At 46.0% G+C, this 16,018-nt stretch carries 11 protein-coding genes; 2 read left to right on the top strand and 9 right to left on the bottom strand.

The window, feature by feature from the left end:
* Nucleotides 1–361 precede the first annotated feature (361 nt).
* Nucleotides 362–967 carry an HAD family hydrolase gene (locus E1919_RS14850; RefSeq protein WP_162054187.1) on the top strand — a complete coding sequence of 202 codons (606 nt, stop codon included), beginning with the start codon at nucleotides 362–364 and terminating at the stop codon, nucleotides 965–967.
* A 100-nt stretch (nucleotides 968–1,067) separates the two neighbouring features.
* On the opposite strand, the gene E1919_RS14845 is transcribed toward E1919_RS14850, so the two are convergent.
* The 5 genes from E1919_RS14845 to E1919_RS14825 form a co-directional block, all read right to left on the bottom strand.
* A complete protein-coding gene (locus E1919_RS14845) occupies nucleotides 1,068–1,691 on the bottom strand; it encodes a lipoprotein signal peptidase (RefSeq protein WP_162054186.1) in 624 nt (207 codons plus the stop codon).
* Nucleotides 1,692–1,799: 108 nt separating this feature from the next.
* On the bottom strand, nucleotides 1,800–5,156 hold the full coding sequence (gene ileS / locus E1919_RS14840) for an isoleucine--tRNA ligase (RefSeq protein WP_162054185.1): 3,357 nt from the start codon (nucleotides 5,154–5,156) through the stop codon (nucleotides 1,800–1,802).
* 15 nt (nucleotides 5,157–5,171) lie between these two features.
* Nucleotides 5,172–5,348, bottom strand: a complete 177-nt coding sequence (locus E1919_RS14835; RefSeq protein WP_162054184.1) for a hypothetical protein — start codon at nucleotides 5,346–5,348, stop codon at nucleotides 5,172–5,174.
* Between the two features lie 493 nt (nucleotides 5,349–5,841).
* Nucleotides 5,842–6,006, bottom strand: coding sequence for a hypothetical protein (locus E1919_RS14830; RefSeq protein WP_162054183.1), 165 nt, complete (start codon nucleotides 6,004–6,006; stop codon nucleotides 5,842–5,844).
* Between the two features lie 834 nt (nucleotides 6,007–6,840).
* A complete protein-coding gene (locus tag E1919_RS14825) occupies nucleotides 6,841–8,343 on the bottom strand; it encodes a glycine--tRNA ligase (protein WP_162054182.1) in 1,503 nt (500 codons plus the stop codon).
* 334 nt (nucleotides 8,344–8,677) lie between these two features.
* On the opposite strand from E1919_RS14825, the gene E1919_RS14820 reads away from it, so the two are divergent.
* Nucleotides 8,678–9,814: a hypothetical protein gene (locus E1919_RS14820; protein WP_202915916.1), complete on the top strand. Its 1,137-nt coding sequence runs from the start codon at nucleotides 8,678–8,680 to the stop codon at nucleotides 9,812–9,814.
* A gap of 284 nt (nucleotides 9,815–10,098) precedes the next feature.
* On the opposite strand, the gene E1919_RS14815 is transcribed toward E1919_RS14820, so the two are convergent.
* The 4 genes from E1919_RS14815 to E1919_RS14800 all read right to left on the bottom strand — a co-directional run bounded on the left by E1919_RS14815 (nucleotide 10,099) and on the right by E1919_RS14800 (nucleotide 16,000).
* Entirely contained in the window at nucleotides 10,099–10,557 is a 459-nt protein-coding gene (locus tag E1919_RS14815) for a hypothetical protein (protein ID WP_162054181.1), read from the bottom strand.
* A gap of 36 nt (nucleotides 10,558–10,593) precedes the next feature.
* Nucleotides 10,594–11,151, bottom strand: coding sequence for a DUF4385 domain-containing protein (locus E1919_RS14810; protein ID WP_162054180.1), 558 nt, complete (start codon nucleotides 11,149–11,151; stop codon nucleotides 10,594–10,596).
* Nucleotides 11,117–13,192, bottom strand: a complete 2,076-nt coding sequence (locus E1919_RS14805; protein WP_162054179.1) for a cation:proton antiporter — start codon at nucleotides 13,190–13,192, stop codon at nucleotides 11,117–11,119. Before E1919_RS14805 ends, E1919_RS14810 begins: the two co-directional genes overlap by 35 nt.
* A gap of 1,194 nt (nucleotides 13,193–14,386) precedes the next feature.
* Nucleotides 14,387–16,000, bottom strand: coding sequence for an Ig-like domain-containing domain (locus tag E1919_RS14800; protein ID WP_162054178.1), 1,614 nt, complete (start codon nucleotides 15,998–16,000; stop codon nucleotides 14,387–14,389).
* Between the last annotated feature and the right edge of the window lie 18 nt (nucleotides 16,001–16,018).

The following is a 16,018-nucleotide window of genomic DNA, read 5'->3' as shown; positions in this document are numbered from 1 at the left end:
CAATGTCCCATTGCGAGTCAGTGAGTCTCTTGTATTGAGATTGCATAAGCTTTTGAGTTTGGTTACCCATTGCTTACGCACTGACTCGCTCTTTTTTGCTAATCCTCTAAATTTAAACATGCTCTAAGCTGAGTTTATGCTTTAGGTAAAAATAAGGTTTTTAATGTAATTTAAGCACTTAAACTCTGGCTCTTGCAGGACTTAATGTTCAATGAGGAAATTTGTTTGTGCCGATGGAGACCAGAGAACCAGAAAGTACGAAGCCACACCGGCCGGCATTCATATAGATAGGCTTGTGCTGCCATTTGCTAAGCTAAACAGCAGGTGCTACTTTTGATTTCACTTCCTATCATCATAAACTATGACTAAAACTATCATCTTTGACCTGGGCGCTGTGCTGATTGACTGGAATCCGCATTACCTGTACCGGAAAATATTTGACGAAGAAGCTAAAATGCTTCACTTCCTGGAGAATATCTGCACTCCGGACTGGAACGAAGAACAGGATGCCGGGCGCTCTTTGGAGGAGGCAACACAACTGCTGATAGACAGGCATCCGGAGCAGGAGGAAAATATTCGTGCTTTCTATGGCCGCTGGGACGAAATGCTAGGCGGCGCCATAGAGGGAACTGTAGATGTGTTCAGAGAACTGAAAGAGAGCGGCAAGTACAACCTGTACGCCCTGACCAACTGGTCTGCAGAAACCTTTCCGATTGCGCAGGAACGGTATGAGTTTTTAAATTGGTTTGATGGAATTGTAGTTTCCGGCACAGAGAAAGACAGAAAACCTTTCGACAGCTTTTACCATACATTGCTTACCCGGTTTGATGTGCATCCTTCGGAGGCTGTCTTTATAGATGATAACCTGCGGAATGTAAAAGCAGCAGAGAAGCTAGGTATAGATTCTATCCATTTTACATCTCCTGAGGCTTTGCGGGAAGCTTTGAAGGAGCGGGAGATTCTGTAGTAATACAGCTGCTCAAAAGACCTCGCATATGCAAAAAAAGGCTGCTGCTCTAATAGTCTAGAGCAGCAGCCTTTTTTTATTGCTGAATGTTTAGGACAGACTACAGCCCCTGCTCCCGCTCCATCAAACTTTGATGCTCCGGTTCCGGGTTCTCTCCAAAGAAGCGCTTCTGGTTAAACAGAATCAGCAGCACGCCTATAAAAATAGCGGAATCCGCTATGTTGAAAATTGGCCACAATGACATCGGACGGCCACCCATAATTGGCACCCAATGCGGGACAATTCCCTCCCATATATCCACGTAGAACATATCTATTACCTGCCCATGAAACCATGGGGTTACGGCACCATATGGAGCATTATCAAACCAAACGCCGTAGAATGTGCTGTCAATCAGGTTGCCAATGGCACCGCCCAGGATTAGGGAAATGCACCAGATAAGGCCTTTTGGTGCCTGGTGCTTTACCAGGTAGTAGAGGTAATAGCTAATTCCGAACATGGCTACCAGGCGGAAGAGGGTCAGGATAAGCTTTCCGTAGTCAGAGCCCAACTCCACCCCAAAGGCCATCCCTGGGTTCAGCGTGTAGTGCAGCTTCAGCCAATCGCCAAGCAGGTATATCTCGCCTGGCAAGCCCATTTCCATGTTATAGTGTACAATCAGCTTCACAGCTTGGTCCACCACGATAACGGCAAGTGCGGCAAGAAAATATTTAAGGTATTTCATATGCATGTGTTAAGCAGACAGTTGGTGTAAGGGTGAGAACCGCTGCAAATGTACTCCTTAAAGTCTAAAAGCACCGGAAAGAAAAATTTCCCCCGGTGCTTTTTTGGTTTAGATAGCAGTGTTTTCTACTGTCTGTATTTGGATGTACACTTTATAGTCGTCGATATCTAAAAGTGTCGCATCTTCTACCTCGTCTACTATATCCAGCTTCAGGGCCTGCGTTTCGGCACAGATATAGTCGCTGAAGTTGGCTACGGCGGCATTTACCTCCGGCTCTGCACGCTGCATAGTAATTTGGATTTTATCCTGCACCTCCAGGTTGCTGTCCTTGCGCAGGTTTTGGATACGGTTCACCAGGTCTCGGGCAATCCCCTCCTGCTTCAGTTCCTCCGTCAGGGTGATATCCAGGGCCACGGTTAGTTTGCCTTCGTTGGCCACCAGCCAGCCCGGTATGTCCTCTGAAGAAATTTCCACATCGTCTGGTGTCAACACGGCCGTTTCGTCATCGTTCAGCATGATTTCAAAGCCGCCTTCACGCTCCAGGTGAGCGATGTCTTTCTGGTCCATTTGCTGCACGGCAGCCGCCACGAGCTTCATCTTCGGCCCGAATACCTGGCCTAGCTTCTTAAAATTCGGCTTGATTTTCTTCACCAGGATGCCGGACGTGTCATCGATATACTCCACCGCCTTCACGTTCACTTCACTCATTATTAAATCTTCAACGGCCTGAATCTGTTGTTTCGTATGCTCGTTCATTACCGGTATCAGGATGCGCTGCAGCGGCTGCCGCACCTTTATCATCTCCTTCTTGCGCAGCGAGTGCACCAGTGATGATACAGTCTGTGCCAGTTGCATGCGCTCCTCCAGGTCCTTGTCAATCGCTCCTTCGGCCACAACAGGGAAATCAGCCAGATGCACTGACTCTACCTTATTCTTACTGCTCACGCTGTTCAGGTCACGGAACAGCTGCTCTGCGTAGAATGGTGCGATTGGTGAAATCAGCTTCGCGATGGTCTCAAGACAGGTATACAACGTCTGGTAAGCCGCCATCTTGTCTTCGTTGTACTCGCCTTTCCAGAAACGCTTGCGGTTCAGGCGCACATACCAGTTGCTCAGGTCGTCTATCACGAAGTCTTGGATGGCACGGGCCGCTTTGGTTGGGTCGTAGTCGGCCAGGTAGCCGTCTACTTCCTGCACCAGCGTATTCAGCTTAGAAATAATCCAGCGGTCGCTTTCGGTTCTTCTCTCCAGCGGCACATCGCCCTCGGCATAAGTGAAGTTGTCGAGGTTGGCGTATAACGCAAAGAAGGAGTAGGTGTTCTGCAAGGTACCGAAGAAACGGCGCTGTGTTTCCACCACACCCTCCGGGTTGAACTTCAGGTTATCCCAAGGCGGCGCATTCGCAATCATGTACCAGCGCACAGCATCAGGGCCGTACTGGTTTATTATCTCGAACGGGTCGATGGCGTTGCCGAGGCGCTTGCTCATCTTGTTTCCGTTCTTGTCGAGCACCAGGCCATTCGCGATAACATTTTTGTAGGCCACGCTGTCTTCCAGCATCACAGCCAGGGCGTGCAAGGTAAAGAACCAGCCGCGTGTCTGGTCCACACCTTCTGCAATATAATCTGCCGGGAAGTTCTGCTCAAACGTTTCCTTGTTCTCCAGCGGGTAATGCCACTGTGCATAAGGCATCGCGCCAGAATCGAACCATACGTCGATAAGGTCTGTCTCTCTGTACATTGGCTTTCCGGAGTGGCTCACCAAAACGATGTTATCCACGTACGGGCGGTGCAGGTCGTTTATCTCTACAGAGGCATCCATAAAGCCTTTTTCTACCGCTCTGTCAATTTCTTCACTTAGCTGCGCGATAGAGCCAATACAGATTTCTTCCTCCCCGTCTTCTGTTCTCCAGATAGGCAGCGGCGTACCCCAGTAGCGCGAGCGCGACAGGTTCCAGTCCACGAGGTTCTCCAGCCAGTTACCAAAACGGCCTGTACCCGTAGACTCCGGTTTCCAGTTTATGGTCTTGTTCAGCTCAATCAGCCTGCCTTTTACCGCTGTTGTCTTGATGAACCAGCTATCCAGCGGGTAGTATAATACGGGCTTGTCCGTACGCCAGCAATGTGGGTAGGTGTGCTCGTACTTCTCCACTTTAAAGGCTTTGTTTTCTTCTTTTAGCTTGATGGCAATCTTTACATCGGTCGGCTTGTAGTCAGCGGCAGTCTCATCTTCTCCGGTGTAGTTCTTCACGTACATGCCGGCAAAGTCAGTTACCTCTTTCACGAAACGGCCCTGCTTGTCTACCAGCGGCATGGGCTTTCCATTTTCATCGGTGACCATCAGCGGTGGTATGTCGTTCTGCATCGCCACTTTAAAGTCGTCCGCACCAAAGGTTGGCGAGATGTGCACAATACCGGTACCGTCCTCTGTCGTCACGAAGTCACCGACAACTACTCTGAAAGCAGGCTTGTCCGGCTGCACGTACGGCATCAGCTGGTGATATTCTACACCTGCTAAATCGCTGCCTTTGTACTCCTCTATTACTTTGTAAGGTATCAGCTTGTCGCCCGGCTTGTAATCTTCCAGCGCCAGGTCAACAGCTTTCGGATTGAAGTAGCGGCCGATAAGATCTTTCCCCAGTATAACAGAGATTGGCTCGAAGGTATACGGGTTAAAGGATTTGACCTTCACGTACTTGATGCCTTTACCTACGGCTAGTGCCGTGTTGGCAGGAAGCGTCCAGGGCGTTGTCGTCCAGGCAAGGAAGTATACTTTCTCCTCCTCGCTCTCAAACAGGAACATGTTACGGGTGATTTGCTTCACCTCAAACTGCGCCACAACAGTGGTGTCCTTTACCATCTGGTAGCAACCAGGCTGGTTCAGCTCGTGCGAGCTCAGACCAGTACCTGCTCCCGGAGAATAAGGCTGGATGGTATAGCCTTTATATAAGTAACCTTTGTCGTAGAGGCGCTTCAGCAGGGCCCAGCAGGATTCAATGTACTCGTTTTCGAAGGTGATGTACGGGTTATTCAGGTCTACCCAGTAGCCCATCTTCTCGGTCAGGTCGTCCCACTGGTGCTTGAAGCGCATCACCGTTTCGCGGCAGCGCTGGTTATACTCCTCCACCGAAATCGTTTTACCGATATCCTCTTTCGTGATGCCCAGCTCTTTCTCTACCTGCAATTCGATTGGCAGACCATGGGTATCCCAGCCGCCTTTGCGGTTTACCTGGAAACCCTTCAGGGTCTTGTAACGGCAAAAGATGTCTTTCACGGCACGAGCCATCACGTGGTGAATGCCCGGCTTACCGTTGGCAGAAGGCGGTCCTTCGTAAAATACGAAGTTCTCGTTGCCTTCGCGGGTTGCCACTGACTTCTCAAATATGTTGTTCTGCTTCCAGAACGCTAATACGTCTTCGCCTACTTTGGCGTAGTTCAGTTGTTTATACTCGTTGTACTTTACCATTTTCAGGTTCTTCTTCTACTTTAATCTTAGTTGAGCCAAATCCAGCTCTTCATCATCTTGTTTTAAATACGCCCCAGTAATCTGCTCAATTAGGACGTAAGGGTCCCGCTCATACTTGCCATTGTCGAAACGCATCAGCAAGGTAAGCAAGATAATCAGGTTTGTAAATTTCGCCACCCATAAGCTCACCACATGGTTAACTTAAAGATTTCATGGCTTTGTCCTTTCGGGCGTTTAAGAGATGCCATTAGGCTCCCGGTTAAACTCCTCTCTGCTTCGCAGGCTCTTTTTCGGCTCCCGCCTACAGCATCTCTTAAATAACAGTTGAACAGCTATAGGTGTAAATTAATCCTTTAACAGCTTGTATACACTCACCGGCATCAGCACATCTATGGCTATCGTGTCGTTGAAACAGCATCAGGACATACATCAAACTATTGCTTGGTAGCTCGCGCCCCTACAGTAAACATCCTGAATGGTTATCTTATTCTACTTTAGTTAGCTATAATTCGCAAAGGTAGGCAATTTTGCTCATTTCTGCGGCTAACATTCACCTAACGTGGAGGTAAGGTTTTAGGAGTTCTTCCTACAGTATTTTATCAGCTACTGAACAAATTATTTACTGGAGTGGCAAAAAAATAGCCTCAGCTAGGCTGAAGCTATACTTTCATGTTCTATGGTTTTCTTAACTTTTCTTTTTAGAAGAAGACTTAGAGGAATCATCCTTTGGTACGCAGTTTGGCACTTCCTTTCCGTCTTTCTCTTTCATGCCTACAGGTTCATATCCTTTCCAGCAGGGGTTATTTTCTTTTAAACTGTTGTTGTCTTTGTCTGATTTTGAGTTGCTCATAGCTTTAATGATTGGTTCAGTTTCATATACGGCACCTGTCTTTTTCCTATGCCCTTAGTTGGCGAACATCCCTTTTGCTTTAGTAAAATTGCACCACTTGCTTTTTACACAGTGTGCATAACTTTTACTTTTACACACTATACAGCACTGTGTATCAGATTGTTTTTACTTTATCCACACTTTTCTTGTATATTTTAGCTGCTACATTTCCACATTTTTGCTCCTGCTGCTGAAGCTTAAAATTTACACGAATTCACTTTTGCTGTGTCTATTTATTAGTCATTTTTCAACAGGCGTAATGCCATAGTAAAGGCTTTACTTTTTTACCTATACACTTCCAGAAGGATAGCAGAGAAGTTTGTAGCAAGATTACTTACAGGTGGGAGGCCAATCTTATACTAACTGCTTTCACTTTAACAGAAGAGAAACTATTGCTTTGGCTCTTTCGGAAATTAAATAAAATCTTACAATGCCGATACATACTTAACATAATTATTGCACTGTAAGGCACACGTAATGCTCCATTTATTTTTAAAGCACACAATGAGATTTAAAAAACTATGAAGGGGCTATATTTCGGGGTATTCTGCGGAATAAGTTGCAGGTGAAAATACTAGCAACGGCGGAAAAAACACACATACTGTTATGTGCATTTTCATGGTTATGCGTCGCTCTTCTTCAGCTCTAAAAACCAGCATCAAAGGTGTTAAAAAATTTGGAAAAATAAGTTTTCAACTTGCTTTGATGATGCTTTTCCACAGCCTGAAAATAAAAGAGGCAGCGTGGTTTTGCCACGCTGCCTCTCATCATATAAAATCTATATGTATGTATTGCTTAGGCTAACTTCTCAAGAATGCTCTTGAAATTAACAGCTTTATCTATATAACTTCTTAGCTCACTGATTGGCATACGCACCTGCTCACGGCTGTCACGGTCTCGCACGGTCACGGTGTCGTCCTCCAGCGTCTGGTGATCGATGGCGATACAGAATGGTGTTCCAATCAGGTCCTGGCGGGTATAGCGCTTGCCGATGCTGTCGCGCTCCTCGTAAATCATGTTGAAATCAAACTTCAGCGCATCGAATACCTCAGTAGCTTTTTCTGGCAAACCGTCTTTCTTGGTGAGTGGCAGAATGGCAGCCTTTACAGGAGCCAGTGCCGGGTGCAGTTTTAAGAAGGTACGTGATTTAGTGCTGTCGCCTTCGGTAATTTCCTCTTCCTGGTATGCGTTGCACAGCGTCATCAGGAACAGGCGGTCTGCGCCGGCAGATGTTTCGATGACGTAGGGCACATAATTACCGTATGGCTTGCCTTCCTCATTCAGGTCGTTGTCGAAGTACTGCATTTTCTTGCGGCTCAGTTCCTGGTGCTGCGTCAGGTCAAAGTCGGTGCGGGAGTGGATACCTTCAATTTCTTTGAAGCCAAACGGGAACTTGAATTCGATGTCCACAGCAGCGTTGGCGTAGTGGGCCAACTTGTCATGATCGTGGTAGCGCAGGTTTTCAGCAGGTATGCCGATGGCCTCGTGCCACTTCTTGCGCGTCTCTTTCCATTGCTCGTACCATTCCATCTCAGTGCCAGGGCGCACAAAGAACTGCATCTCCATCTGCTCAAACTCGCGCATACGGAAGATAAACTGGCGCGCCACAATCTCGTTACGGAATGCTTTACCGATTTGCGCAATACCGAAAGGTACTTTCATGCGGCCTGTCTTCTGCACATTCAGGAAGTTCACGAATATACCTTGCGCTGTTTCAGGACGTAAGTATATGGTGCTGGACTCCTCTGCCACAGAACCCACCTGTGTGGAGAACATCAGGTTGAACTGGCGCACCTCTGTCCAGTTGGCGGTGCCGGAAACCGGGCACTTAATATCTTCACGGATAATCAGCTCACGTACGCCATCCAAGTCTTCTGCCTCCAGCAGTTTGCCCATTTCGGCTGTCAGCGCTTTGCCTCTCTCCGGATCGCCGGCGTTTTCAAACTCAGCTGCCTTCTCCTCTATCAGCACATCGGCACGGTAGCGCTTCTTCGAATCCTTGTTGTCAATCATCGGGTCGTTGAAGCTGTCGACGTGGCCGGAGGCTTTCCAGGTAAGCGGGTGCATGAAAATGGCAGCATCCAGCCCCACTACATTCTGGTTCAGCTGCGTCATGCATTTCCACCACAGGTTCTTGATGTTGTTCTTCAGCTCCACGCCCATCTGGCCGTAGTCGTACACGGCTTGCAGGCCATCATAAATCTCGCTAGACGGGAATATAAAGCCGTACTCCTTCGCGTGCGAGATAATATCTTTTAACTGTGCGTTTTCTACAGGGTTTTTCTCTTGTGTTGCCATGGCGCAAAGATAGCTTTTTAGCTTTTGATTATGCCACAGATGGTTTACACTTTTTCGTGATGAGGCCTCATCTGTACAGATTCTGCTCCTGCACCTGCATTTTTTTGTGCTACAGAGCTTTTTTAACTGCATTCTTGAGTTGAGAATGTACACTTACAGAGCCTGATGCCACGCAAAAAAATTAATTTTAATATAATAATTAAAACCTGCTCTAAGAGCTCTAAAGAACATTTTGGACTTTGTGCTAAAAATTTCTTAACATAAGCCTTCCCACCCTCTCTTCATTTTGAAGTAAATTGCAGCGTTTTATGATTCTCACCAATTTTCTTAGATAATGGTTAAAACAAAAAAAGGTAAAAAGCATGTCGCTCCTATAAAGCCTTATAAGTTCAGGAGGCGGTATAGCCAGCTCGACATCTATATCCGGAAGGAGAAGAATTTCCTTTACTTTATCGCTTTTTCGCTTATCCTGGCCGGTTTAGTATACCCGTATGCCTCTATTGCTATGTGGGTGGGCTTTGCCTTTGCCGGCTACTCTGCTATTGCCAACGACAGTATCCAGACCATTGGAACGTTCATTGTTTCGAATGAAGACAAGAAATGGTACTGGCAGTGGCTCTTCATGGGTTCCATCTTCTTAGGCACTGTTTTCTACAGCTGGTATGTTTTTGATGGTGACGTGACTTACCAACGCCTCTCCTCAAAGGGCTTTGACCAGACCATCGACAGTTTTGTTTACCTGCAGCTGGCTGCCCCAATTGTGCTGTTGCTACTCACCCGCTTCCGAATTCCGGTGTCTACCACTTTCATGCTGCTGAGTGTGTTTACAGTGAGTTCCGGCGCCATCATCAGTATGGTTAGCAAGAGTCTGATGGGGTATGTGGCGGCCTTTGTAGCGGCGTTTATCATTTACATTGCGCTCACTAATATCATCAAAAAGATGGTGAAAGGTGAGGCTCATGGCTCCTGGGTTATTGCTCAGTGGGTCATCAGCGGATTCCTGTGGCACACCTGGCTTGCGCAGGATTTAGCCAACGTAGCTGTTTACCTGCCCCGCCAGCTGGGTGTTTGGGAGTTTGTGCCCTTTGCCGGTTTTATCTTCGCAGGCCTTGGCTTTATGTTCTTCAGGCGTGGTGAAAAGATTCAACACATCATTAATGAGAAATCTGACGTGCGTGATGTGCGAAGTGCCACTATCATTGACCTGGTATACGCCATCATCCTGTACTACTTCAAAGAGATGAATAACATCCCGATGAGTACTACCTGGGTTTTTGTGGGTCTTTTGGCTGGTCGTGAGTTGGGAATGCGCCTGCGCAACCAAGACAGTACTGCCAAGTTAGGTAGAACCTTTAGCCTGATTGGTAAAGACGTGTTGTCTGTTACGATTGGTCTTGTTATTTCCATCATTCTGGCTGTGGCTATTAACCCTGTTATTCAGCAAGAGCTTCTGGATTTCTTTTTTAGATAAATGCTGCTCATAGCAAAAAAGAAAAGGTCTAGTTTAAGCCAGACCTTTTCTTTTGCCCCTCCTTTTACTTTATTCTTTCTTATTGAGATAACCTCATTTTGCAGCTCTATTCTGAACAGAAAAACTGGTCTCTACTATCAGTAAGAGCTAAATGTATTTTTTTTCCACACGCAGCTTTCCTCTGTTTTCCACTGCCTGTGGCTATGCAATTGCCCAAAAAAAAGCCCCGGCAGGGTGTGCTGCCGGGGCTTTCTGACTAAGCTTTTCTATGTTATTTTTCAGTGTTATTTTTCCGGCCAGACTACTTCTAGATTATCATTGATGAATACACCGAAGTTAACGGCGATTAACTGGTCTTCGTCGAAATACAGGTCTATCATTTCTTTTTCAAAAGAAACGCGGGTTTCGCCTGTCTCTGCTTCTTCCTCTTCTGGCCCGGTGATATCGTTATCTGCAAAGAGTCGCATAACCTGATCTTTGCTCATCTCAAACACGCGTTCGCCCCAAATCTGTACCTCTCGGTTTGCCGTCTCAATACAGCTTAAGCGGTAGTCGTCTTCTTTGTCGAAGTACAAGGAATAGCCTTCTTCCCAGTAGTTCCAGGCCTGATGCTCAAACTCATCTTCTTCATCAGACTCTTCTACTTCTTCCGGCTCGCCAATCAGCTCTTCTACTTCTTCCATTGTCAGGCCAAACTTGATCTTGCCAAGCCCTTTGCCTAACCTGATGTCTTTGTTGATCATTGTCAATTTAAGTTTATATGTGCAAAGATACGCGAATTACTTTTTTAAAGGTTTATCTTTTTTTACAGAAATTTTCTGCGGTGGCTCTTCGTACCTGGTTCTAAAGTGCTGGCTCATTTGCTGATACCTTTCATTCTGCTTCGCCTGGTCCCATTTCTCTTTAAATACTGCCACAGACGCTGCCTTTACCGGATCCGGCTCATTTGGCAACTGCTGCCTGCCGTGTGCTCCGCTCTGTCCTTTTTTATCTTCCGGAACAGGCCCGTCGTACTTCTTGCCCGACTTGTGGTTAGCGTAGCGCCGGCTGCGCGTGTAGCCCATTTGCAGAAACTTACGTGCCATATCAGCCCCTATAAAATCATCTTGCTGCAGGTACTCTTCAAATAATCGGTATATCTTTTCAGATGATTCCTTAGCTATCTCAGGTGTTTTGAAGCGCCAGTGCGGGAGAATTTCTGATTTATAGGGCTCTACCAGCAGCACGCCCTGCTCTCCTTTGCCAATGCGGTACAACTCCGGTCTTTCCCTGAAGTTGATATTGGCAAAATCAAGCTCATAGTTAAAAATCTTCCTCTTCACTGGCTTTGCCGGCATAAGCAGTTGGTTTTACAGGTACGCTCTGATATACCGGATTCTGTTCCGGATAAATGACAATAAAGCTGTTGTCCTTGTAGTTTCTGGACAGGATGCGTGGCACGTAATCCATCGCACTGTTATAGGACACTGTCCGCTTCCTGGCTAAGATGACTATGACCATATCGTCACTCGATATATCAGCTTTCATAGTAGATATCTCGCTCAGGCTGTTGTAAGGTACATAGTCAGCTTCCACGGCTGGCTTGGTATCTGCGATTATGCTTTTAAGCTTGCTCAGCGTCCGCTTACGGCCCCGGAACACGACTGGAGCACCCAACTGCTGCGACAGCAGTTTCACGCTCCTTATCCAGCGCATAAAGCCTCTTTCCAGTTCTGCATTTGTCGGCACTATCACTACAATGCGACCCGTCGTGTTCAACGGCTGTATAATTTTGCACACGAGTATCATCTCGTCTGTATTGTCGAGCAGGCTGTCCAGCACCGTACCGAATATTCGATCCCTTGTCGTAATCTTGGCATTCCACCCGAGTACCACTTCAGTTATCATCAACTCTTTGATAGCACGAAGTATACCACTCGATACGTTCACATCTATCTTTGACACCAGTTGCACATCATTGTCTGTGGCTGATGCATGGGTTATCGCCTCCTGCAGCATCTTATTTTTCTTGAAGATCTCCTCTTCCGCATGCTCATTGTCTATTACCACCGCCAGGGGGTATATAGGCTGACTGTTATTCGGATTCTTCAGCATTACTGACAGGTCTATCAGCCGTTCTATTGTTTTCGGATTTCCGATAGGTACCAGTATTCTGTCAGGTTTTATACTGACATCCGGCTTTCTTCTGCTTTCCAGAATCGCCAGCTTTCTTCCTACTTTCTCTGTTGAGAATGAACTCACAATACTTGATACCAGAATGAGTACTACGGCTCCGTTCAGAGCGCTTTCTCCTAGCAGGCCAATGTCATACCCTGCCAGCACTACAGCTAATGTAGCTGCCGCGTGCGCACTACTTAACCCGAAGATTAGATTACGCTGGAGTACACTAAATTTGAATATTTTTTGAGTTATAAAAGCTGCTGCATATTTCGTAAGTGGTGCCAGTACTACGATTGTTCCAGCTATCAGCATGGCATTGGTATCTGTGAACAACACTGTCAGGTCTACCAGCATGCCTGTGCTAATGAGGAAGAACGGGATAAATAAATTGTTTCCTACAAACTCAATCCTGTTCATCAGTGCGGAGGTATGTGGTATTAGCGGGTTCAGCGCCAGACCAGCAAGGAACGCTCCAATGATGGCTTCCATGCCTGCTACCTCTGATAAGAAGGCGGCTGCAAATACCACCGTCAGCACAAAAATATACTGCGCTCCTTTTTCGCTTTCCAGCTGCTTAAACATCCATTTTGAAATCTTCGGGAAAAGCCACAGTACCACCGCTACAAATATGGCCATCTCTACCACCATCAGTACCCAAAACCAGAGGCTTGTGTCTCCCTGCGTGGAGTTGATAATAACTGCTAATACAAAGAGTACTGCGGTATCGGTTATCAATGTTCCCCCTATAGTTAAGGTTACTGCCGCATTTTTACTTAGGCCAAATCTGCTCACGATGGGGTATGCTAACAGCGTATGAGGCGCAAACATACTTGCCAGTAGTATGGCTGGCTTAATTGCATAATCGTGAATGTAAAAGAACGTTGCTGTTCCTACCAGTATAGGTATGAGAAACGTCAGTGACCCAAATACAAGGCTTCTTACCTTGTATCTCTTAAAGTCGATCATGTCTATCTCGAGTCCTGCCTGAAACATGATGTAGAGCAGGCCCACTGTACCGAACAACACTATACTTGCATCCCGCGCTAATATGTTTACCCCGTTAGGCCCCAGTACCACCCCTGCCACTATCAACCCTACTATTCCCGGAATGCGAAACTTGTTCAGAACAATCGGAACAACCAGTATGATCAGAAGCACCAACGTAAATATTAACACTGGTTCTTCGAAGGGTAATGTCAAATCTATATTCAATAGCATGCTTTTCTTTTTTTTTTGTGTCGGCCTTAAATATATCGATTTTTCTCCTGTATAGTTTTAATGTAAGTCTTTCGCCTCCTTACACTGGCGCCTTTCTTCACCTTTCCACAACTCTTAACACCTAATAACTTTTATAAAATATTTTATCTTAAAAATCTTTCTTTCATTATAAGGTGTGTTTATAAGTGGACAACTTTACTCAATTCTGTTTACTGGCTATAACTTGTTTACAGCTCCCTTCTTTTTCACCAACACCTCCACCTTTCTGTGGATTTTATGGGATTATGTTTCAGAGGATTAGCCTGTTTATCCACTTTCGTCTCTTATTTGTGTATTTCTTTTTACACAGGCAACAGATACGTGGAAAGTGTAAGATTACACAGTGACTTGTACACCCTAATCCACTTTTCGGAGCTTACACACCTGTGTTTTGACCCTTACACTTTGGGGTGTGTAACTTGTCCTTAGGTTTACCCACGCTTATCCACACGTAATACCATCCCTCCTGTGGATTACTCTTTTATGTTTCTTTTATTAAATTTATCTCGTCCGGATGGCTTACAAGTGTACGTGTTATCTGAAATTATACGTGTGTACCTTCATTACACAGGTGTAATTTCTATAAGAGATTGCACCCGCACTTTTGATGATTGTGCTGTGTAAGCAGTATACTTTGTACACTTACACGTTCTTGTTTCTAAGCTTGGCTAAGTTTGATATACGGCTTAGAAATTCTGCGGGGTATCAGTTATAGAGGAAACAGGAGCGGATGAATTGCTGGAATGGTATAGCAGTTGCTGCAACCAAGACAAATCCAGAAGCGATCTGAAAAATTTTTTGTCTCGAGCCACTAAGAGGGCAAGGCCAGGAGTTGATAGCAGATGATGACAGGGGAAAGCTACAGATAAGGCATATTGATAGAAACAATGTTGGCGTAACCAGCTACCGATACGTTTGCCAGCAAGTGTAGCTGCTTTAGGTATAGTCTGATTAAAATGGCTACAGAATATTTTGAGACATGATGCCTGTAGCCTCAGGAGTTGAATGAATATAAGCCGTTACTGAAGGAATGATTAGGAGCGTCCAGGTGAAAGCTATTGACTGCTTGAGTAGCTACTTTTGGATATATATATCAATCGGGGCATAAAAAAAGGAGGCCAAAAGACCTCCCTCTTTTTATGGTTATGCAAGGAGCTAAAACACCAGGAAATTTGGTTCGTCTCTTTCCCAGCCAGCTCGTATTTCGAGGACTTCAGGTAAGACATAAACTTTTTCCGGAGCTGTTTCGAAGTTCGGATCCCCCTTTTCCCATATGCCGTTGTTGTTCTCATCTACTAGTACCCTTAGGCGGTACGTGCCAGGTTCGATATTTCGGAACCGGAAGCTCTTATTATCCCGGACTTCTTCCACCACTTTATATTCGCTGTTAAGCAGCTGTATGATGAAGGAGGTGTAATCAGTAGCGGCTGTTCCACTAAATGTTGCTGTACCACGCGCTTCTGCGATGGTAATGTTTAGCGGCTGAAAAATTAAAGTATCACCTGTTATGGGCACAATAGCCGTACTATCCAACACTACTGACAGTTGTTTTATACGGTCATCGACCGCCGGTAAAGTAAAGCTGAGTTCTGTCTTCGTTCTGTCAATCGTTATCTGCTCCGGCGTAATCTGATGCAGCACTGTTGAGTCAGATTGCAAGGTGACAGGGGTGTCGCCGGTAATGCGTATAGGGGTCTCAACTTCCAGTGTTACCAGCTGGCCTGCCCTATAGCCACTCTTTGGACTTCCGTTGATAACTTTTAATTGCGCGCCTCTTACACGCTGCGCTCTTTTGCCTTCAAAAGCTATTGCAATTGTGTCTACAGCTATATTACCCGAAGAATCAACAGCCGTCAGCACTGTTTGTCCACCATCAAATTCTGGAGTTTTAAACACTTCTACTGCTTTTCCAACGGTTCCTATCCTATGCACGAGGCTGTCTGTACCAGCTGCTACCGGTCTTGCGGTGAAGCTTTGAATGCCTTCGTTATAGTTGGCTATAAAACGGTCAGTGTATCTTTCCCGCTGAAGTAGAATTGGCTTCTTTGTGTCGAAGCGAACTGTCTGCAGGTTGATTGAATCTGTGCCGGGCATTATCCGGATGGGGGCAGGCAGATAAGCGATTTTCTCTTCTTCCGTATCGTAGTAGGTGTTGTTGTTTTTATCTATCAAAGCATACACCCGATAATTGCCTTCCTTTATATTTTCGATTTCATAATTACCTGCATCGTCTGTGGTGGTTAAGTAATAAGGCCTGTTCTTCCGGATACTCAGCGTATCTTCTGCCTGGTACAAAGCCACAACAGCACCCTTCTCCGGCGTCTGTTTAAGCAGGTCCACTACTCTACCGCTTACACTGCTGGAGTCAATAAATGAGCCGGTGCTAAATGCTATTTTAAGGTTCTGGGCCTTGTTTTGCTCTGTTATATCCACAATGCCTTCTCTGAAGTTGAAGGTAAAGGTGGTGCTGTCCTGTAGCTGATCCTCAAACTCTAGCGTCATTACATTGCGGTTGCTTTTAACTTGGTATTTGTTGTTGATGTTCGGCGTTATCAACAGCTCCTTCGTCAGGTTTTTTTGCTGCACCTCTTCATCAAAAACCAGTTGAATGGTTTTCGTATTTACATTCAGCTGTTGGTCTTCGGGATTACTTTCAATCAGTATTGGCGGTGCTAGGTCTTTCGGGCCTCCGTCGGGTGTGCTCATGGTAGCGCAGGAGACTAGACCTGTTACTATGCCTGTTACTATCAATGCTGTTTTTAAATTCATCAGGGTGTTTTGTCTCAA

The sequence above is a fragment of the Pontibacter pamirensis genome (assembly GCF_010015475.1).
Taxonomy (GTDB): domain Bacteria; phylum Bacteroidota; class Bacteroidia; order Cytophagales; family Hymenobacteraceae; genus Pontibacter; species Pontibacter pamirensis.
The sequence above is the reverse complement of the archived record's forward strand: the minus strand, read 5'-3'. Positions and strand labels throughout refer to the sequence as shown.

Excerpts from the sequence above, each read along its gene's own strand:
- E1919_RS14820 (WP_202915916.1), top strand. The coding sequence starts at position 8,678 with ATGGTTAAAACAAAAAAAGGTAAAAAGCATGTCGCTCCTATAAAGCCT.
- E1919_RS14815 (WP_162054181.1), bottom strand. The coding sequence starts at position 10,557 with ATGATCAACAAAGACATCAGGTTAGGCAAAGGGCTTGGCAAGATCAAG.
- ileS (WP_162054185.1), bottom strand. The coding sequence starts at position 5,156 with ATGGTAAAGTACAACGAGTATAAACAACTGAACTACGCCAAAGTAGGC.
- E1919_RS14830 (WP_162054183.1), bottom strand. The coding sequence starts at position 6,006 with ATGAGCAACTCAAAATCAGACAAAGACAACAACAGTTTAAAAGAAAAT.
- E1919_RS14825 (WP_162054182.1), bottom strand. The coding sequence starts at position 8,343 with ATGGCAACACAAGAGAAAAACCCTGTAGAAAACGCACAGTTAAAAGAT.
- E1919_RS14850 (WP_162054187.1), top strand. The coding sequence starts at position 362 with ATGACTAAAACTATCATCTTTGACCTGGGCGCTGTGCTGATTGACTGG.
- E1919_RS14810 (WP_162054180.1), bottom strand. The coding sequence starts at position 11,151 with ATGCCGGCAAAGCCAGTGAAGAGGAAGATTTTTAACTATGAGCTTGAT.
- E1919_RS14845 (WP_162054186.1), bottom strand. The coding sequence starts at position 1,691 with ATGAAATACCTTAAATATTTTCTTGCCGCACTTGCCGTTATCGTGGTG.
- E1919_RS14800 (WP_162054178.1), bottom strand. The coding sequence starts at position 16,000 with ATGAATTTAAAAACAGCATTGATAGTAACAGGCATAGTAACAGGTCTA.
- E1919_RS14805 (WP_162054179.1), bottom strand. The coding sequence starts at position 13,192 with ATGCTATTGAATATAGATTTGACATTACCCTTCGAAGAACCAGTGTTA.